This is a genomic window from Lapidilactobacillus luobeiensis (assembly GCF_024345205.1).
GTDB classification, from domain to species: domain Bacteria; phylum Bacillota; class Bacilli; order Lactobacillales; family Lactobacillaceae; genus Lapidilactobacillus; species Lapidilactobacillus luobeiensis.
The window spans coordinates 12489-32483 of record NZ_BROC01000027.1 but is presented as its reverse complement, the minus strand read 5'-3'; the positions used below and the strand labels follow the sequence as shown (position 1 = coordinate 32483).

Here is a 19995-nt window from a genome sequence, read left to right as displayed (position 1 = left end):
CAGTAAAGGAATGAAACAATCTTAATGAAGAAAATCGCTTTTCCCGTTCGTTATTTCATGTCGGCTTTTACGCCGACAGCCATGTTCAAAGGACGTCACGCGTTACGTTGGTGGCAACAGATCATTGTCTTCGTTTTCTTGAGCGCACTGATGATCTTGCCGATCCCGATTTTTTACGCCCAACAGACCACCTTCAATTTTCATGCCTTTCTGCCCGACGCCAATGCTTTGCTGGCGCGGCAGGAACTTAAGGATGCCAGTCAACAGCTGACATTTAAGGATGATCGGTTACAGACTTCTGAGAACAAGGTGATTTATCAGACGAAGAAGGCGCTGATCGGAACAAATTTGACCAAGAAGCAATTGAAACAAGTGGACAATGCCGTTGATCTGGCCGAAGACCACTTCACCTTGCAAGAACGCGGCTATCTTTTCCAAGCCACGTATCAACAGAAAAACAATGTTTCACCACAAAAAAATATCACAAAGTTTCTCCAGAACAGTTGGTATCGTTCTAATCATGGTTCGATCATGATGTTGATGTTAGTTTCCGTCGGGTTGATCGTCGTGGGTTCCAATTTGCTCTTGATCTTGGGAGCGGCGTTCTTCTTGTCCTTAATGAAACGTAATCGGCAAGCCTCGATCAAATCCTTTGGAGAAGCCCATAATCTCGTGCTCAACGCGTCGTTATACGGCACCTTGGCGGCAATGGTGACCGGATTAGTTCGGTTTGATTTTTCATTGATGTTTATGGTTTTCTCAGTTGTTCTTGCCCTGATGATTTTGGCGATTTATTGGCGGACACGGTTTAATGACGAATTTACAAACAACAGAGAGGTTCAAAATGACAAAACGATTATTTGAGATCGATCCGTGGATCCTCGCAACGGATCAGTTGGCAGTAGCAGACAAACGTTTGCAAGAAAGTTTGACCTCGATCGGTAATGGTTATATGGGCATGCGCGGTAATTTCGAAGAAAGTTACAGTGGCGATACTCACCAAGGTACTTATTTGGCTGGAGTCTGGTTTCCAGATAAAACGCGGGTCGGCTGGTGGAAGAATGGCTATCCGAAGTATTTCGGTAAAGCCATCAACTCACCGGACTTCTTGAGTATCCCGATCAAGGTCAATGGTGAGACGCTCGATCTTGCTAAAACTGAATTTCATGATTTTAAATTAGAATTGGATATGCATGACGGGGTCTTGCGGCGGTCTTTCATCGCGGAGATCGGCGGCGCCAGTGTGCGCTTCAGTTTCTTGCGCTTCATGAGCAACGTCACCCAAGAATTGGCTTTGATCAATTTAGAAGCTGAAGTTTTATCGGGACAAGCTGAACTGACACTGGAGCCTTTGATCAACGGCAATGTTCATAATGAAGATTCTAATTATGATGAGACTTTTTGGGAGTTGCGGCAACAAGGCCAATTAGCTGATGATAATTATTTCGTCACCATGGAGACCAAAGAAAATCCTTTCGGGACACCACGGTTTACGATCACAGAACAAATGCATGTGGTCGTGGATAGCGCTGTGGCTGTTGACCGTAAACCATTGACTGAAAAATCTGGCCGCGTTGGCGAAGCAATCAGCGCCCATTTGACCACCGGCCAAGTTTTGACCTTACGCAAGCAGGTGGTGGTCGTTACCAGTCGTGATGTTCCTGAGGCTCAGCAGGTGAGCCGTGCAACGACGTTGATCCAAGCGGCCGATCAAACTAGTTTAGTCGCGCAATTAGCGGCGCAAGATCAAGTCTGGGCGCAACGTTGGGCCCAATCGGATGTGCAGATCAACGGTGATCCAGCAGCGCAGCAAGGAATCCGCTTCAACATTTCACAATTATTCATGACTTATTATGGTGAAGACTCCCGCTTGAATGTCGGACCAAAGGGCTTCACTGGTGAAAAATATGGTGGCGCAACTTATTGGGACACTGAGGCTTATATCGTGCCGATGTATGTCTCGGTCACCAAACCACAGGTCACCCGCCAATTGTTGGAGTATCGCTATGACCAATTGGCCGGCGCTTATCATAACGCGCAACAACAAGGACTGAAAGGCGCCTTGTATCCAATGGTGACTTTTGACGGGATCGAATGCCATAATGAATGGGAGATCACCTTCGAGGAAATCCATCGAAATGGGGCCGTAGCCCATGCAATTTATGAGTATACCGATTATACTGGAGATACTGATTACGTTTTGACGAAAGGCATCGATGTTCTCGTTGGCATCGCCCGCTTCTGGGCCGATCGGGTCCACTTCTCCAAACGGCATCAGCAGTATATGATCCACGGGGTCACTGGTCCGAACGAGTATGAAAACAACGTTAACAACAACTGGTATACCAATCAAATGGCTACTTGGGTGCTACGTTATACGTTGGAGATTTTACCACAAGTCTCTGACGCCAAACAGCACGCGTTGGCGGTCAGCACAGAAGAACAAGCTTACTGGCAAGATATCATCGCGCGGATGTACTATCCCGTTGATGACCAGGAAGGCATCTTCGTCCAAAACGATGGCTACCTTGATAAAGATCTGCGGCCGGTTTCTAGCTTGGATCCAAGTGAACGGCCTTTGAACCAACATTGGTCTTGGGATAAGATCTTGCGTTCGCCGTTTATCAAGCAAGCCGATGTTTTGCAGGGAATCTATTTCTTAGATGACCAGTTTACCTTAGCGGAAAAGAAACGGAACTTTGACTTCTATGAGCCGATGACAGTTCACGAGTCCTCTTTATCTGCTTGTATTTATAGCATTATCGCCGCTGAGATCGGTGAAGAAGATAAGGCCGTTGAATTGTACAGTCGGACAGCGCGGTTGGATCTGGATAACTACAACAACGATACTGCCGATGGTCTGCACATCACTTCGATGAGCGGCGGCTGGTTGTCGATCGTCCAAGGTTTCGCTGGTTTGCGCCATCAACATGGTCAATTATCTTTGAAGCCGTTCTGTCCAAAAGATTGGGATAGTTATCGTTTCCAGATCAATTTCCGCGGTCGACTTTTGGCTGTTACTGTGGATCATCACGAGACTAAGTTGGAATTGCTCAAGGGCACCGATTTAGCCTTGACTGTGAATGGTCAACCTCAGATCGTTAAGGCGGACCAAGTTTTAACGGTCACCGATTAAGAAGTGAATGGAGGAACAGCAATGCTAAAAGGTTTTGTATTCGATTTAGACGGGGTGATCACCGACACGGCCCGGTTCCATTATCAGGCCTGGGCGAAAATCGCCCAAGATGATATGGGCATCACGATCAATCCTAGCGTGAACGAACAATTGAAAGGCGTTAGCCGAATGGATTCACTGAATGTGATCCTCAAGTTCGGTCAGCGGGAAAATGATTTTACCGAAGCTGAAAAAGAGGCTTTGGCCACCAAGAAAAATGATTATTACGTTCAATTGATCTCCAACATGACGCCGGCGGATATTCTCCCCGGGATCAAGGACTTCTTGGATCAATTAAAAGCTGATGGCTATCAAATGTCGCTGGCCTCAGCTTCCAAGAATGCGCCGCGGATTTTGAACGGCCTTCAACTGACCGCTTATTTCGACCAGATCGTCGACCCGGCCAGCCTGCATGCAGGTAAGCCAGATCCTGAGATTTTCGCCAAGGGCGCGGCTTTACTTGGCCTCAAGCCGACAGAAGCGGTTGGTTTGGAAGATGCCTTTGCCGGGATCCAGTCGATCAATGGCGCCGGTGAATTCTCAGTGGGGATCGGTGATCCAGCGATCCTGAATGAAGCTGATCTGAACTTCACCAGCACTGCGGAGATCTCTCTCGATCAGATCAAAACTGCCTTTGCTACCTGGGCAGCTAAGCAATAATTGAGTTCTGAGTATGGTTCAAAAAAGAGAGTGTGGCACACAACGGGTTGCTTTTGAGCACGACTAGCGATTTGGTGCAGATTGGCGTCAGACAATCTGTGACAAATCGCGTATCGGCGCAGAAAGCAGTTGTGTGTAACACGTTTCAAAAAAGAGCAATCACATTTTCTTCGTGTGATTGCTCTTTTTTTGATACTTGCTGGATATGGAATAGATTGTCCGCAGCTTGCGCTGCGAAATTCGGGGTGAGATCGCCGTGAAATTGGTCTTAGTGGCTTTGCCACTTAGACCAAGACCTGATTTTGAGACAAGCCGCGTACTTTGCGGATTGGCTCAAAACAGCGCCCACAGCGAGCTCACCCCGAATTTCTCCGCTCCAGCCGCTCAACGTTTTAACAGCCGCTTGAGCACTCACGCCGACGGGCAAGCTATTGCCGATTGCTGGGAATCCACGCAGTTGACGACCATCGTTAGCGGTTACCAGCTTTAAATTGGTGACACCAATGCAGTCTGTCTGATGAACTAAGGCAAGTTCTGGATGAATCAGCTGAATTGGTCGGTTTCCAACCAAGGATTGTTGAGGGAACTGGTAAAGATTTCCAGCCAGAATTTAATTAAATGAGCGAGATGTGCTGTTAAACTATCGAAATATCCCGACCGAATAATCCGCATCAGTTGATATTACCGTACCACCTCAAAAGCGGGCGATTTTTGACCTCTAGCTCGCAAAAGCACTTTGTCAGATACCCAACTTCGATTGCAGATAGGATCAATTCTGCCTAGCAACCGGCTGGGACTGCGCGGCTCAGTGGTGAAATTGTCCTTGGCGGCTTTGCCGCTTAGGACAAGGCTCGATTTGAAGACAAGCCGCCGGGCTTGCGGATTGGCTTCAAACGATGCCCACCACGTTCCAGTCCGCAACAGCAGTCCCAGCCGGTTGCGCTCACGCGCAACACCCACCCAAACCCTGCACTCAAGCAGGGGCTCAAAAAATCACCGCTAGGCTAGTTGCCGCTCGCAGTGTTTAGGCTTTTATTTTCGTGTGATTACGCTTGACTGTTTCGATTCTAGAGAAAGGGGATTCGTTGGAAAATTTCCCGGATCGTGGTCAAGTCAGGATCGGCGGCGGAACTGTGGCGGGTGCCCAACATGATCTTGAATTGTGGCAGGTCGAGGAGGGGGAGGTCCAATTGTTGGACGCCATCGGTATCGTGAAGGGCGGTGGCGGTGATGAAACTAATGCCTTGATCGCGACGCACCAGATCCAGAAGCAGCTTGTAATCATTGGTTTGGTAGATCACCTGGGGGAGAATATTATACTTGCGACAGAACAATTGGAAAACTTGTTGGTGGACTGATTGTTCATCAAGCAAAATAAAGGCCTGTTGGGCAATGAATTCCGGCGTTAACGGCCGCGGGATCTGGCGGTCAGCGGCGGCGATCAGCTTAAAAGGTTGTTGGCGGATCATGATAAAGTCCAAGTCAGCCGCTTCCGGAATATTGGTGGCGCCTAATAAAGATAGATCAAGCGCGCCGCTTTGCAAATGGGCCAGTAGCTCCTTGGAGCCACTGACCACGGGTTCGATGCGGGCGATCAGATCGGCCTGTTCCAATTCATCGAAAACTTTCGGGAAGAGATAATTGGTGATGATCGGCGGCATGCCCATGCGGATCTTTTTTGTTTTGATCCGGTGGAGATCCTGACGGAGCAATTGTTCTTCGTGGAGGATCCGTTGCAGATGCTGCAAGGTCTGGGCACCGGCAGCGGTCAAGGTCAGCGAGTTTGTGAAACTCGTTCGGGAAATCAGACGGCTGCCGTACTCAGCTTCCAGCCGTTTCAGCGCATATGTGACCGTTGGTTGGCTGACCGCGAAAAATTCCGCCGTTTTTGAAAAACTTTTTAATTCAACTAATTTTTGGAAGTAGGCATAATCCTTCAAATACGTTGTCATAGCAACACCTATAATTCTTTTTTATTAATTATAGCATATTTGACTATATTATTTATAGTGGACTATCCTAGCTTTTGTAAGATATTTGAGGAGGTTTTTCAAAATGAAAAAATCTGGGTTAGCATTACTAAATGATCCGTTTTTAAATAAAGGAACCGCGTTTACGGCGGCGGAACGGCAGGAGAATGGCACAGTTGGTTTGTTGCCACCTTTCGTGCAAACCTTGGCGCAACAAGTGGAACAAGCTTATGGTCAGTATCAATTGCGGGAAACTGATTTAGCTAAGCGCTTGTTTCTGATGGATATTTTCAATGAAAATCGGACTTTATTCTATCAATTATTCAGCGAGCACATCAACGAGTTCATGCCGGTCGTTTATGACCCCACCATTGCCGACACGATCGAGAATTACAGCCGCTTGTTCTTAGACCCACAAAACGCTGCTTTCTTGTCCATCGATGATCCGGATAGCATCGAGGCCAGCTTGCGCGCGGCTGCTGGTGAGCGCGACATTCGCTTGATCGTGGTTACTGACGGCGAGGGGATCTTGGGCATCGGTGACTGGGGTGTGCAAGGTGTCGATATTTCCGTGGGCAAACTGATGGTCTACACTGCCGCCGCTGGGATTGATCCTAAATCAGTTTTGCCAGTGGTTTTGGACGTGGGCACCAATAACGAGAAATTATTGAACGATGAGCTTTATCTGGGCAATCATCATCAACGGGTGACCGGTCAACGTTATTATGAGTTTGTTGATCGTTTCGTCGCCACGGCGGAAGGATTGTTCCCTCAAATGTATTTGCATTTCGAAGACTTCGGTCGTGATAATGCTGCCAATATTTTAAACAAATACAAGGATGAGATCTTGACGTTCAATGACGACATTCAAGGAACGGGGATCATCACTTTGGCCGGGATCTTAGGCGCGTTGAATATTTCCCATGAGAAATTGACTGACCAAATCTATTTGAGTTTCGGCGCGGGAACAGCTGGTGCTGGTATCGTGCAGCGAATCTTTGACGCAATGGTGGCAGAAGGCTTGTCACCTGAAGAAGCGAAACGGCACTTCTACTTGGTTGATAAACAAGGCTTGCTGTTTGACGATACGGCAGGCTTGACCCCCGAACAAAAGCCTTTTACCCATCAACGGTCTGAATTCGCCAACGCCGCTGACTTGACTAATTTGGCCTCAGTCGTCAAGGCGGTTCATCCGACGATCTTGGTCGGGACCTCGACACAACCAGGCACCTTCACAGAAGAAATCGTCAAGGAAATGGCGGCGCACACACCACGGCCGATTATTTTCCCGTTGTCTAACCCGACGAAATTGGCCGAGGCTAAGGCGGAAGATCTATTGACTTGGACCAAGGGCCAAGCGCTGATCGCCACTGGGATCCCTGTTAAGCCGATCGAATATCAAGGCGTGACTTATCATATTGGTCAGGCCAATAACGCTTTGGTGTATCCCGGCTTAGGCTTAGGCGCGCTGGCTGTCAACGCCAAGGTGCTAAGCGATGGCATGATCAATAAGGCGGCGCATTCCCTAGGTGGGATTGTCGATCCGACAGAAGCGGGCGCGGCGGTTTTGCCACCGGTCTCGAAATTGGACGCCTTCAGCTTGACGGTTGCCAATGGCGTGGCTCAGCAAGCGATCGACGAACATTTATCGACTGCCAGTGACGCGCAACAAGCTGTCGCGGACTTGAAATGGACACCAGCATACTAATTATTTAGGGGGAATTGAGAAAAATGGCCGCATTTATTACATCATTACAAAGCGTCGCCGAGATCGTCATTGTGATCGCGCTAGGGTACTGGCTGCGAAGTTCCAAACGTTTGGATGACAGTTTCAAAGGCAATATCTCGTTTATCATCATGAACATCGCCTTACCTGCTTCGATTTTCGTTTCTGTTTTGAAATATCTGACCCGCGATAAATTAGCCAGCCTGTCTGGTGGTTTGATCTTCGCTTTTGGCAGTTTTGCTTGCAGTTACTTGCTGGCTTGGTTGCTGACCAAAGCGCTACACATTCGCCAAGGTCGTCGGGGTACCTTCATCAATATGTTCGCCAACGCCAATACCATTTTCATTGGCTTGCCGTTGAACTTGGCCTTGTTCGGCAGCAAAAGCCTGCCGTACTTCCTCGTTTATTATGTGATGAACACGATCTCGACTTGGGCGATCGGTGTCTTCTTCATTTCCAATGACGACCCTACCATTAAAAAGGGCACCAAGAAAGACTTCAACTGGCGCAAACTCTTGCCCGCGCCGTTAGTCGGTTTCCTGGTTTCCTTGGTCTTTTTGCTACTGGCGATCCCTGTACCTGATTGGATCACCAAGACCTTGGACATGGTCGGTGGCATCGTCACACCCATGTCCTTGATCTATATCGGGATCATTCTCGCCGATGCTGGCTTGAAGTCGATCCGCTTCGACCGTGATACTGTTTGGGCGCTGTTAGGCCGCTTTATCTTTGCGCCAGCATTGATGATCGTCATGATCCTCATTGGCAAAAGCATGGGCAACGCCATGCCGGCGATCGAAAGCAGCACCTTGATCATCCAAGCTGGCGCCCCTGGACTGGCAGTCTTACCGATCTTGGTCGGTCAGGCGCACGGCGACGTGGAATACGCCACCAACCTTGTCACCACCTCCACCGTACTATTCGTGATCGTGGTGCCGATCCTGATGCAAGTTGTTAACTTTTTGTAGGAAATTGATTTACATGTTTAAAATAGAATAGGTTTATCGAGAAAAGGTTCTAATCGTGATGTCACGATTAGAACCTTTTTTTGTCAGGCATTATCAGTCTGAAAATGTAATTTACCAAAATTACATAATAGAGCTTCCTTTTTGCGGAAACTATGCTAGAATAAAATCATGATAATGAAAGCGGTCAAACAATAGGGACAAAAGGAAGGACGGAGCGATCAATGAAGAAATTGACAGCAATGATTGAACTGATCAGTGGCACACCTCAATTTCGAATTACGGAGACGACGGATGAGGAAGCACCGCTTTATCAAATCTATGGTCAAATGGAGCTTGAAGCAGACATCGTTGGTCTTGATTCTAATCGGAGCGAGGTGAAGCAAGTGCGCACGTGGGATCAGTTAGTCACAGCCAAGTCAGGTGAGCTTGTGCTAAGTCTGATCTCTGGGCAAGTGGTGTGCGTGCAACCGCGTCACGCTGGTTTTCTCTTGACCCAGAATTATGTCAAGCTACAGCCGATCGTGTCAATTGATTCGAATTATCTGCTTTATCTGTTTAATGAAGACCCCCATATTCTTCGGCAATTACAACAAGGGCTCCAGGGCTCGACTATTCTTCGGTACAGCCTCCGTCAAATCAAAGATCTGATCTTACCGTCATTACCCGATACACAGCAACAAAAAGCAATCGGTGACGTTTACGTCAGTCAATTACGGTTGGCAGCTTTAAAACGACGCGTCGCTACTTCAGAAACCAAGATCATTCTAAAGAAATTAAGGGAGTTAAACACAAATGAATGAAATCAAATTTGAAAACGAACTGATTCAATATTTGACTAGTGGCACGATCACGGATCCTGCTGCAGGGTTGACGATTTCTGATTACCCGGTCAATTACATTTATAAAACGAAATTATGGCAGTATGAACCGGAAATCAAAAGTACTGCACAGCTTTGGGCTAACTTTAAACTGATTTTGGAACAGCATAACCGGAACACTTTAGAGCACCCTCTCAGTGTGGTTGAATTTGATCAGGTCAAGAAGATCATTTCGGGGTTGCGAACCCCCTATGAGGCGGGGCAATTCTTGTACGGCCTCAACGGCGTTTCCCAGATTGAAATTGATCTCGATGATGGCCGACACGTTTTCTTGACGGTTTTCGACCAGAAACAGATTGGGGCTGGAGATACAATTTATCAGGTGGTCAACCAGATTGAACGTCCCGCTGTGATTAGTGGCAAACAAAACCGGCGCTTTGATACAACTTTATTGATCAATGGGCTACCGATCATTCAAATTGAAGAGAAGCGCGATACTCATGATGTCAACGAGGCTCTGAATCAGATGCAGCAATATGCCGATGAGAATCAGTATCATGATATTTTCTCCACCTTGCAGATATTGGTGGCGATTACTCCCAATAATGTTAAGTATATGGCGAATACCACTGCGGACAAATTCAATAAAGATTTCGCCTTTAATTGGCAACGTAATTCTGCGGATAATTCCAAGAATGATGACAGTGGAATTGTGCGGGGTTGGCGGGAATTCGCGGATTCTATGTTATCGATCCCGATGGCGCACCAAATGGCGACCAACTATATGATCCTTGATGGTACTAAGAACAAACAAATGCTAAAAGTCATGCGACCGTACCAAGTTTATGCCACTCAAAAAGTAATCGAAGGTCTGAAACATGCTGATTTCGAGATGGGCGTTAATAGAATTGGCTACATCTGGCACACAACTGGTTCCGGCAAGACAATCACCAGTTTCAAAACCGCCTGGCTGGCCAGTCGCATGCCCAACATTGATAAAGTCGTCTTCGTGGTGGATCGAATCGCACTGACCAAACAGACCAACGAGAATTATCAGGCTTATGATCCTGATGCCAGTGCTGATGCCGTTGGTAGTGTTCAAAGCACCGATAACACCACCGATTTAAGCCGTAAATTACGCTCGAAAGATAATAATATTATCGTCACTTCGGTGCAGAAATTAGATACGCTGGTTAAACGAAAATCCTTTAAATCGCCGAATAAACATATTGTTTTTATTGTCGATGAGGCTCATCGATCTACTGGTGGCGACTCGTTCAAGCGGATCCAGGCGGCTTTCCATCATGCAGCTTGGGTGGGGTATACCGGCACACCGATGTTTGATGAAACGACGACTGGCTTGCGGACGGAAGATATCTTTGGACCATTACTGCATGCCTACACGATTCGCCAAGCAATCGCTGACCACAACGTATTGGGTTTCAAGGTCGATTTTGAGACCACCATCAATGAAGACAAGATGAAAGCGAAATATTTACCCACCTTTTATCATGAGCAACATCCAGACTGGACCGAGGCGGCGATTCAAACTAAAATCGCCAATCTGACCCAAGATGATATGGACGATGCTGTCGAGCCAAGTTTCTACGATGAGAACCTCGAGCATGTGCAGGAAGTTGTCCGTGATATTTATCGGAACTGGTGGAACCGTTCCAGCGAAGGCCGCTACAATGCGTTGCTGACCACTCACGTAGGTGGTGGCAAGGCCAGTACACCAATGGCGATGATGTATTTCAAGGAATTTCAACGGGTCAATCAGTTAAACGCCGCCAAAGGGGAACGCGTCCTGAAAGTTGCCGTGACTTTCAGCCAGAACTCCTCCAATAATGACAGCATGTTGGCCACGAATCGTGGTTTGTTTGATGCAATCAAGGCCTATAATCATGAGTTCGGGACTAGTTTCGAAATGAATGATGTCTCTGGCTATACCCAAGATGTTACTTCACGTTTAAATCGTTCCGCTAGTGACGGTCAATATCTAGATTTGGTCATTGTGGTCGATCAATTGTTGACAGGCTTTGACGCGCCTGAGCTGAATACCCTTTACGTCGATCGGACTTTGAAAGGGGCCGCCTTGATTCAAGCCTACTCACGGACCAACCGCATCGCGGATCTAGAAAAGAAGCCGTGGGGGCGAGTGGTCAATTATCGTTGGCCAGCCCAGAACGAAAAGCTGATGAACCAAGCGCTGGCTATTTATGCCAATAAGAACTCGGCTAGTCTTTCCGATGAAGACCGACGTAAGCAAAACATTGATGACGGGGTGACCGCACCTGATTTCCCTGATGTCTTTGCTAAAGTCAAACAAACAGTTAAGAAATTGGCTGATTTGACCCGTGATTTCACTCAGTTACCACCTTCAGAAAAGCAGAAGGATTACATGTTTGATTTGCTGCGGGATTATAATCAGGGGATGTCTCAGCTAAAGCAATACAATCCAGACGAAAATCCTGATAATGATGATGGCTTTGATTACAGTAATCCAAAGGCCATTTATGATGGCTTAGGGATGACGCCTGAGCAAGAAGTTAGCCTGACCACTGTCCTGGCCAATGAATTGAAGACACATCTTGCTAAGAAGCAGAAGGTTTCGATCCAACAGATTGACTTACAAATGACACACATTAAAGACGTTAAAGTTGATTACGATTATTTGACCGAACTGGTTGAACAATTATTGAATCAAGTTCATGAAGGTAAAACTGAAGAGGCAAAAGAAACCCAAGTCAAAATTACCCAGTTTGCTAATGGCTTGGCTGATCGAACCAACGCGGCGCGAATTATTAATGCCGCGGTTGCAATTATCAATGGCCATTATCCACCTGCTGGCGCGCATTTTAAATATCCGGCCAAGTTGAAGGATAGCGAAGTGATTATTCAAGAAGCCAATACTTTAGTTTTGGAACGTACCTTACTTGATTTCCGGGTCAAATGGGGCATTACTGATATTATTTCTGGACAGGGAATGCGCGAATTATTTAGCCGTCATCATTGGCAGACCCAGGACCTAGATGATACCGGCCAAATCACCACAATCATTTCGCAGGCGTCTCAACAATATCGCACGTTGGCCCACGATCCAGCCGTACAAAAATTATCGAAAATCAAATATCGGAACAAGTTACGCGAAGCTATCTATGCTTTGGCTGATGAACTATTGGAACAATAATTAAGGTCACTTCTGGAAGGAGCACAAAAATGAACGAAAAAAAGAAAAATGTTCCACAACTACGCTTTCCCGGGTTCACTGATGCTTGGGAACAGCGGAAGGTTCTAAGCCTGGCGGATAATACTTATGGCGGTGGTACTCCAAAAACATCTATTCCAGAATATTGGTCAGGTGATATTCCGTGGATTCAGTCATCGGATCTCTCCGAGGGAAAACTATTTGATGTTCTGGTAAAAAAACATATTACCAATATAGCTGTGATAAAATCAGCCGCAAAAATAATTCCTAGCAATTCGATAGCTATCGTTACGAGAGTTGGTGTTGGTAAGCTTGCATTTATCTCACATGAATACTCTACATCTCAAGATTTTCTTTCGCTTAGTAATTTACAGGTCGATGGGAGATTTGGCGTCTATTCGCTTTACAGAAAGATTAATTCCGAGTTGAATGAGGTTCAAGGAACTGCAATAAAAGGAGTTACAAAAACAGAGTTATTGAAAAAAAGTCTCCGCATACCAAAAAATCATAAAGAACAGCAAAAAATCGGCACCTTCTTCCAACAGTTGGATAACCTTATCACCCTTCATCAGCGTAAGCTTTCTGACCTGAAAAAACTGAAAAATGGGTTACTTCAGAAAATGTTTCCCAAAAATGGGGAGAAATATCCTGAGATTCGTTTTCCTGAATTTACTGACGCTTGGGAACAGCGGAAGTTGGGGGAAGTTGCTGATATTCTAGGAGGAGGTACTCCAAGTACTGGGGTATCAGGCTATTGGGATGGAGATATCGATTGGTATTCTCCCAATGAATTAGGCAATGAAATATACTTGCACGCCAGTAAGCGAAAAATCACTAAACTTGGGCTACAAAAGAGCTCGGCACAATTATTACCTTTAGGAACAGTTTTATTTACATCGCGGGCAGGTATTGGAAACACGGCAATTCTCGAAAAAGAGGGGGCAACAAATCAGGGGTTTCAATCAATTGTGCCGCATAAAGATCAACTAGATAACTATTTCATATTTTCACAGTCTCCAACCTTGAAACGTTATGGTGAGACAACTGGAGCAGGTTCAACTTTTATTGAAGTTTCCGGAAAGCAAATGCGACAAATGAATCTAACTATACCTAGCATTGAAGAACAGCAAAAAATCGGCACGTTCTTCCAACTGTTGGACAACCTTATCACCCTTCATCAGCGTGAGCTGGATCATTTGCAATTACAGAAAAAAGCGTTGCTGCAACAAATGTTTGTTTAAAAAAGGAGAATGACAATGAACGATTTACAATCAATCACTTCGAAACTTTGGGCCATGGCCAATGAACTCCGCGGCAATATGGACGCTTCTGAGTATAAGAACTACATCTTGGCCTTTATGTTTTATCGTTATTTATCAGAACACCAAGAGCAGTACTTGATCAACAACCATGTACTTGATTTGGCTGAGGGTCAATCGGTTAATGAAGCTTATTTGGAAGAAGCCAATAACGCAGAGCTGAAAGACTATTTGAAAGACATTTCTTCTAGCTTGGGTTATGCGATTGCGCCGGAGGACACGTGGGCATCTCTGGTGTACAAGATTGACAATAGCCAGGTTATCCCTAGCGACTACCAAACGATCTTCAATAATTTCAATGAGAATGCTGAGCTTAACGCGAATGCTGTTCAAGATTTCCGCGGCGTCTTCAATGATGTTAATCTGGGGGATTCCCGGTTGGGGTCCTCGACCAATGAACGGGCCAAATCTTTGAACCGGATTGTGAAGCTAGTCGATACAATTGAGTTTGTTGGACAAGACGGGGAAGATATTCTTGGTGCGATCTACGAATACCTGATTGGACAGTTTGCGGCCTCCGCCGGAAAAAAAGGTGGCGAGTTCTACACACCGCATGAAGTTTCCAAAATTTTAGCGAAGATTGTCACTGAGAATTTACAGCCGTCAGATCAGACGTTCTCAGTTTATGACCCTACCTGTGGTTCTGGCTCGTTATTATTGACAGTCCAAGGTGAGGTCCCCGGTGGTGATAAGGCCGGCGCCATTAAGTTTTACGGGCAAGAGAAGAATACGACGACGTATAACTTGGCACGGATGAATCTGATGATGCATGGGGTTTCCTTTAATAACATGACTTTGTCTAATGCCGACACCTTGGAAAGCGACTGGCCTGATGGACTTGACGCGAAAGGTGTGGACCATCCACGTAATTTCAACGCTGTTGTTGCTAACCCACCTTACTCAGCACACTGGGATAATAGCGAATCCAAACTGAAAGATCCTCGCTTTAAGGATTATGGCAAATTGGCGCCGAAGACGAAGGCGGATTATGCCTTTGTGCTCCACAGTCTTTATCATTTGAATGAGAACGGCACGATGGCAATTGTTCTACCACACGGTGTTCTTTTCCGTGGTGCGGCTGAAGGTACAATTAGAAAGAACTTGATTGAGCACCAAACGGGTAATCGAATCTATGCCGTAATTGGTCTCCCCGCAAACTTGTTCTATGGTGTGACAATTCCGACAACAATCATTGTGTTTAAGAAGAAGCGAACAACCAAGGATATTCTCTTCATTGATGCCTCGAAGGAGTTTGAAAAAGGCAAGAATCAGAACCATTTGACCGACGAGAATATTGAGAAAATCATTCACGCTTACCACGAGCGAAAAGATGTGGCTAAATATGCCCATTTGGCGCCCATTGAAGAAATTCGGGAAAATGAATACAATTTGAATATTCCTCGCTACGTGGACACCTTCGAAGAGGAGGAACCGATCGACTTAAATGAGGTTAATCGGATGTTGGCTCAAGATAAGCAAGAAATTTCCGATTTGGAAGCCAAAATCGCCGAACAATTGAAGATTTTAGGGGTAGAAACGACCCTCGGTGATCAAGTTAAACCGAAAGAGTAGCACTGACGCTTGGGAACAGCGGAAGTTCGATTCTCTAATCTTACGAGTTTCGAAAGTGTGTGTGGACAATACACTTCCTAGAGTAGAATACGAGGATATCATTCCAGAAATTGGGAAATTGAATAAAGATATTTATTCGAAGCATAGTGAGAAGAGGGGAATAGCATTTGAATTGGGTGACATTCTGTTTGGTAAGCTTCGGCCATATCTAAAGAATTGGTTGCATGCCGATTTTAGTGGAATTGCAGTGGGAGATTGGTGGGTTCTTCATTCCGAGAACGTTGATGATACTTTTCTCTACGTATTGATACAAGGAAATCAATTTCAAATTATTGCAAACCAAACGAAAGGAACTAAAATGCCACGATCTGATTGGAATGCAGTCGCGCAATCAAACTTTTCAATCCCTAGAACTCGCAATGAACAGAAAAAAATCGGCACGTTCTTCCAACTGTTGGACAACCTTATCACCCTTCATCAGCGTAAGTCGTTAGCTAGACTTTATTTAGCTCAAACCTGAAAGGGAACGCATAACGAGGTCAACGTCTTGATTTTCCAATTCTTGAATGATGTGCAGATATGTTTTCTGTGTCGTTGTCATACTGGCGTGGCCCAGTCGCCGCGCGACACTGGCGATTGAAACGCCCGCAAATAGTAAAAGTGAAGCATGGGTGTGACGGAGGCCGTGAATTGAAATAACCGGCACTTGAGCGCGCTCGCAAGCACGTTTTAAAATATCATTTACCGTTGAATTGTATATTTTGCCAGAACCGGTCAAGAAAATGGGTTGTTTCTCAGGAAGCCCTTTGATCAACTCTGAAAATTGGATCACGGTTTGCCAATCGATTTGGATTTTACGAACTGAGGATTGATTTTTCGTCGGTAAGAAGCCACCGCCGCCTTTGTAATTCCAAGTTTTATTTATTGTCAACATTTGGTGGGCAAAGTCAAAGTCCTTAGGGGTCAAAGCCAGTGCCTCCGAGAAACGCATTCCAGTTTTGGCGACCAGGAGGATGAACCAATCCCAATTGACCTCGGCCGTCAGGTGCAAAGTGCTTAGCATTGTTTGCAATTCAAACTGGTTTAAATATTTAGGTTTCTTTTCGCGTGGGGTTTTCCCCTTAATTATCGCCTTGCGCGTTGGATCCCGATCGATGAGACCTTCATCCACCGCATCTAAAATGGCACCTTTAATTTGATGATGGAAATCCATCGTGGTTTGCCGCTCATGTTCCTGGGCATAATCGTTCAACATTTGCTGATAAGCGATTCGCGTTAACTCGCACATCTTCAAGTTAGGAATTAACTTGACCAGCCACTTGTAAGTCATTAAATATTTCGCCATGGTGATTGAGCGAATGGCACCTTCCTTATAGACTGTGATCCAACGTTTATAGTAAAGATGAAACAATTCATTCTGATCATTTTCCATTGTCACAGGTGAATCCTCCTTAGATTGTTAGCTAACGACCTAGGCTGATGAAGGGTTGGATGGTTTTGGAGGGACGGATCAGTAACTTGACCGGCCGATTGCGGATTACTTCTAAAAGGCCTTACAACTGATTGTTATTGAATCGGGTGCAAGGTCTTTTTCAACTAAAAAAACACATCGCGCCGGCGCGATGTGTTTTAAGAATCGAATTAGCGTGGTGCTTGCAGGACTTCGGGGCCAGCAGGATGACCAACGACGACGGTTTTGGCGACGTCCAAGAAGAGGCCGTGTTCTACCACGCCGGTTTGGTGATCCAGCCATTCGCCCAGCACGTGGGGGTGGGGAATATTGCCGATGTGCAGATCAAGAATGTAGTTCTTGTTGTGGGTCAAGAAAAGTTCGCCGTTTGCTTGGCGACGTAGTACGGGGTGCAGATCTTCAGCCTCTAAGCGTTGCGTCAGCTTAGCTAAACCGAAGGGAATCACTTCAATCGGTAACGGGAAGGCGCCCAGTTGGGGCACGATTTTGCTTTCGTCAACGATCCAGAGGTTGCGGCGAGAATTCAAGGCCACGATTTTCTCCAAAAGCAGGGCGCCACCGCCACCTTTGATTCCTTGGAAATCGGCGCTGACTTCATCGGCGCCATCAATGGTCAAATCCAAAGTCGGCGCGTCATTCAGGTCGATCATTTTGATGCCCAATTCGCTGGCTTGCTTGGCCGTGCGCGATGAGGTGGCCACGGCGGTTAGCTGCAAGCCTTCCGCTTGGACTCGGCGTGCGACTGCCTCCACCAAATAAAAAACGGTTGAGCCCGTGCCTAGACCTAACATCATCCCATCTTCAACATAAGTCGCGGCTTTCTCAGCGGCGATTTGTTTCATTTGATCTGCGTTCATTGTTCGTATTGTGCTCCTTCAGGATTTTTATAGTAAACATCAGCGTATTCGGCCAGCCGGTCAAATTCTTTTTTCGCGTAAGGGCACAGCGGCAAAATCTGCTTGCCCTCACGGCGCGCCAGCTCGACTACCGCCGCGACTAATTGGTGGGCCACACCCTGTCCCCGCAGTGAAGGGTCGACAAAGGTGTGATCTAGCGCGTAGACTGCGCCATCCTTAATAGGTTGATAAGTCACTTCTGCCAGTAAATGGTCCTGCTGATCCACTTGGTAGAAACGACCAGGTTCAAATTCGAATGCCATGAAATTCCTCCTTTGAAACGCGATCGCCACCCCAGCCTCCTGCGCTTTGCTACACAATTGGTTCGGAAGCAAAGTTCAGCTTCCAACCCAATTGCTAGGCTAATGCTCAGGAGCTACTCGGGCCGGACTCACGCTCTGGTTTGTAGACAGATCTGACAACGATAATCATGGAGCACGATCAATTGATCTTGATTCCATTTTACCTTAATTTGGAGGTTAACGATAGCGCCAACCTGGGAATAATGGCCACCGCCAACTAAAGTTAAAATTTAGGCAAAGACTGTGACTTGATGCGGTCAAGTTGGCGGTTTCATGGTATGATAAATACTTGGATAGCTATCGATAATGGAGGCGTTTTGGTTTCATGGGTGAACGAAGATTTGAAGTGGTTTCTCGATTTAAAGGCGCAGGGTTGACCTTGCCACAACGGCAAACGACGCATGCGGCTGGGTATGATTTCGCGGCGGCGGAAGACTTTTTGCTGCCATCGATCTGGAAAATGAATTTTGTTAAAATGTTTCGTAAAATCAACAACGAGCATGAATTGATGACCAAGGATTTCCAACGGGCCGAGCAATCCCTGCGGCCATTACTGGTGCCCACTGGGATCAAGGTGACCATGCCGACCGATGAGGTATTGTTGCTGGTCAATCGCTCCAGCAGTCCGTTGAAGCGTTTCTTGAGCTTGCCTAATGGTGTAGGCGTGATCGACGCGGATTATTACAATAATGAAGCAAATGAAGGCGAGATCTTCTTTCAGCTGATTAATTTTGGGATTCGCGACCAGCTGATTAAGAAAGGTGATCGTTTGGGGCAAGGAATTTTCGTTAAGTATTTGACCACCGATGACGATCAACCGGCTGATCAAAAGCGGCAAGGCGGGTTTGGCTCTTCAGGACGTTAGTTTTTGTTTGTTTTGTAGGGGGGGGGTTATTCTTGATTTAATTGCGGGTTTGGTGGGGTGTTGCGCATGAGCGCAACCGGCTGGGACTGCTGATGCGGACTGGAACGTGGTGGGCATCGTTTGAAGCCAATCCGCAAAGAGCGCGGCTTGTCTTCAAATCGAGCCTTGTCCTAAGCGGCAAAGCCGCCAAGGACAATTTCACCACTGAGCCGCGCAGTCCCAGCCGGTTGCTGAACAGAATTGCGGTTATCTGCAATCGACGTGAAGGATTTGACGAAGTGCTTTTGCAAGCGTGATGGTCAAACAATTGCCCACTTTTGGAGATGGCACGGCAATACCAACGGGTTTCGGAAACCTAGACGCCATTCTTGATTTTTTACTTAATGCAGGTTTGGTGGGTTTGAGTGGTGACGCAACCGCCTCCATGACGTTTATCGTGGCTGGAAACGTGCTCCGCGCAACTGACTTCGGAAGCGAAGCCCGCTCCCAAAGCCATCGCTAGGCTAATGCTCGAAGCCAATCCGCCAAGGACAATTTCACCGCTGAGCCACACGTCCTGAGGCGGTTGCTAGGCAGAATTGCGCCTAGCAGCAATCGAAGCGAAGGATTTAACGAAGTGCTTTTGCGAGTGTGGTGGTCAAACAATTGCCCACTTTTAGGGATGGTACGGTAATATCAATAGATTCGGATTAGTTGGTGGGTACAGTTCGTGTGGCTGAACATAATTACTCGCTCCCTAAACAATCCCTGGGTGGAAACCGACCGACTCAGTTGATTCATCAAGCAGACTGCTGTGGTGTCACCAATTTAAAAATTATGACCACTAACCACGGCCGTTAATTCCGTGGATCCCCATCAATCGGCCATAGCTTGTCGGTTGGCGGGAGTGCTCAAACGACTGTTATAACGTTGAGCGGCTGGAGCGGAGCGCTTCGGGGTGAGATCGCCGTGAAATGGGTGAGAGTGTGAACCGACCTGGGTAGCTTCTGAGCATTAGCCTAGCAACTATTTTGGAGGCTGGGTCTTGCCTCCGGAATAGTTGCGT

The 19995-nt window shown here is 46.6% G+C and carries 15 protein-coding genes; 11 read left to right on the top strand and 4 right to left on the bottom strand.

All coding sequences use genetic code 11. From position 1 onward, the window contains the following. The first annotated feature begins 24 nt into the window (after positions 1-24). The 3 genes from OCU21_RS09010 to pgmB are packed head-to-tail and all read left to right on the top strand — an operon-like array spanning position 25 to position 3835. Positions 25-864, top strand: a complete 840-nt coding sequence (locus OCU21_RS09010; protein ID WP_261807080.1) for a DUF1189 family protein — start codon at positions 25-27, stop codon at positions 862-864. Then, on the top strand, positions 845-3136 hold the full coding sequence (locus OCU21_RS09005; RefSeq protein WP_261807079.1) for a glycoside hydrolase family 65 protein: 2292 nt from the start codon (positions 845-847) through the stop codon (positions 3134-3136). Before OCU21_RS09010 ends, OCU21_RS09005 begins: the two co-directional genes overlap by 20 nt. A 21-nt stretch (positions 3137-3157) precedes the next feature. Next, positions 3158-3835, top strand: coding sequence for a beta-phosphoglucomutase (gene pgmB, locus OCU21_RS09000; protein WP_261807078.1), 678 nt, complete (start codon positions 3158-3160; stop codon positions 3833-3835). A 1067-nt stretch (positions 3836-4902) separates the two neighbouring features. Here the strand turns inward: pgmB and OCU21_RS08995 are convergent. Next, on the bottom strand, positions 4903-5787 hold the full coding sequence (locus OCU21_RS08995) for a LysR family transcriptional regulator (protein WP_261807077.1): 885 nt from the start codon (positions 5785-5787) through the stop codon (positions 4903-4905). Between the two features lie 103 nt (positions 5788-5890). On the opposite strand from OCU21_RS08995, the gene OCU21_RS08990 reads away from it, so the two are divergent. The 7 genes from OCU21_RS08990 (at position 5891) to OCU21_RS08960 (ending at position 15936) form a co-directional block, all read left to right on the top strand. Then, on the top strand, positions 5891-7513 hold the full coding sequence (locus OCU21_RS08990) for a malolactic enzyme (RefSeq protein WP_261807076.1): 1623 nt from the start codon (positions 5891-5893) through the stop codon (positions 7511-7513). 23 nt (positions 7514-7536) lie between these two features. Continuing rightward, positions 7537-8499, top strand: coding sequence for an AEC family transporter (locus OCU21_RS08985; RefSeq protein WP_261807075.1), 963 nt, complete (start codon positions 7537-7539; stop codon positions 8497-8499). A 221-nt stretch (positions 8500-8720) separates the two neighbouring features. Next, a complete protein-coding gene (locus OCU21_RS08980; RefSeq protein ID WP_261807074.1) occupies positions 8721-9299 on the top strand; it encodes a restriction endonuclease subunit S domain-containing protein in 579 nt (192 codons plus the stop codon). Beyond that, on the top strand, positions 9292-12507 hold the full coding sequence (locus tag OCU21_RS08975; RefSeq protein ID WP_261807073.1) for a type I restriction endonuclease subunit R: 3216 nt from the start codon (positions 9292-9294) through the stop codon (positions 12505-12507). Before OCU21_RS08980 ends, OCU21_RS08975 begins: the two co-directional genes overlap by 8 nt. 29 nt (positions 12508-12536) lie before the next feature. Then, positions 12537-13766, top strand: coding sequence for a restriction endonuclease subunit S (locus tag OCU21_RS08970; protein WP_261807072.1), 1230 nt, complete (start codon positions 12537-12539; stop codon positions 13764-13766). A gap of 15 nt (positions 13767-13781) precedes the next feature. Beyond that, positions 13782-15416, top strand: a complete 1635-nt coding sequence (locus tag OCU21_RS08965; protein ID WP_261807071.1) for a type I restriction-modification system subunit M — start codon at positions 13782-13784, stop codon at positions 15414-15416. Between the two features lie 118 nt (positions 15417-15534). After that, positions 15535-15936, top strand: a complete 402-nt coding sequence (locus OCU21_RS08960) for a restriction endonuclease subunit S (protein WP_261807070.1) — start codon at positions 15535-15537, stop codon at positions 15934-15936. Here the strand turns inward: OCU21_RS08960 and OCU21_RS08955 are convergent. The 3 genes from OCU21_RS08955 to OCU21_RS08945 form a co-directional block, all read right to left on the bottom strand. Then, a complete protein-coding gene (locus OCU21_RS08955; RefSeq protein WP_261807087.1) occupies positions 15922-16848 on the bottom strand; it encodes a site-specific integrase in 927 nt (308 codons plus the stop codon). The two genes, OCU21_RS08960 and OCU21_RS08955, sit on opposite strands and share 15 nt — an antisense overlap. A gap of 209 nt (positions 16849-17057) precedes the next feature. Next, positions 17058-17744, bottom strand: coding sequence for a ribose-5-phosphate isomerase RpiA (rpiA, locus tag OCU21_RS08950; RefSeq protein WP_261807069.1), 687 nt, complete (start codon positions 17742-17744; stop codon positions 17058-17060). After that, positions 17741-18046, bottom strand: a complete 306-nt coding sequence (locus OCU21_RS08945) for a GNAT family N-acetyltransferase (protein WP_261807068.1) — start codon at positions 18044-18046, stop codon at positions 17741-17743. The genes rpiA and OCU21_RS08945 overlap by 4 nt, the downstream gene beginning before the upstream one ends. Before the next feature lie 364 nt (positions 18047-18410). Here OCU21_RS08945 and OCU21_RS08940 point away from each other — a divergent pair, with 364 nt between their 5' ends. Then, on the top strand, positions 18411-18950 hold the full coding sequence (locus OCU21_RS08940) for a dCTP deaminase/dUTPase family protein (protein WP_125598908.1): 540 nt from the start codon (positions 18411-18413) through the stop codon (positions 18948-18950). Positions 18951-19995 lie beyond the last annotated feature (1045 nt).

Excerpts from the sequence above, each read along its gene's own strand:
- OCU21_RS09010 (WP_261807080.1), top strand. The coding sequence starts at position 25 with ATGAAGAAAATCGCTTTTCCCGTTCGTTATTTCATGTCGGCTTTTACG.
- OCU21_RS09005 (WP_261807079.1), top strand. The coding sequence starts at position 845 with ATGACAAAACGATTATTTGAGATCGATCCGTGGATCCTCGCAACGGAT.
- pgmB (WP_261807078.1), top strand. The coding sequence starts at position 3,158 with ATGCTAAAAGGTTTTGTATTCGATTTAGACGGGGTGATCACCGACACG.
- OCU21_RS08995 (WP_261807077.1), bottom strand. The coding sequence starts at position 5,787 with ATGACAACGTATTTGAAGGATTATGCCTACTTCCAAAAATTAGTTGAA.
- OCU21_RS08990 (WP_261807076.1), top strand. The coding sequence starts at position 5,891 with ATGAAAAAATCTGGGTTAGCATTACTAAATGATCCGTTTTTAAATAAA.
- OCU21_RS08985 (WP_261807075.1), top strand. The coding sequence starts at position 7,537 with ATGGCCGCATTTATTACATCATTACAAAGCGTCGCCGAGATCGTCATT.
- OCU21_RS08980 (WP_261807074.1), top strand. The coding sequence starts at position 8,721 with ATGAAGAAATTGACAGCAATGATTGAACTGATCAGTGGCACACCTCAA.
- OCU21_RS08975 (WP_261807073.1), top strand. The coding sequence starts at position 9,292 with ATGAATGAAATCAAATTTGAAAACGAACTGATTCAATATTTGACTAGT.
- OCU21_RS08970 (WP_261807072.1), top strand. The coding sequence starts at position 12,537 with ATGAACGAAAAAAAGAAAAATGTTCCACAACTACGCTTTCCCGGGTTC.
- OCU21_RS08965 (WP_261807071.1), top strand. The coding sequence starts at position 13,782 with ATGAACGATTTACAATCAATCACTTCGAAACTTTGGGCCATGGCCAAT.
- OCU21_RS08955 (WP_261807087.1), bottom strand. The coding sequence starts at position 16,848 with ATGGAAAATGATCAGAATGAATTGTTTCATCTTTACTATAAACGTTGG.
- rpiA (WP_261807069.1), bottom strand. The coding sequence starts at position 17,744 with ATGAACGCAGATCAAATGAAACAAATCGCCGCTGAGAAAGCCGCGACT.
- OCU21_RS08945 (WP_261807068.1), bottom strand. The coding sequence starts at position 18,046 with ATGGCATTCGAATTTGAACCTGGTCGTTTCTACCAAGTGGATCAGCAG.
- OCU21_RS08940 (WP_125598908.1), top strand. The coding sequence starts at position 18,411 with ATGGGTGAACGAAGATTTGAAGTGGTTTCTCGATTTAAAGGCGCAGGG.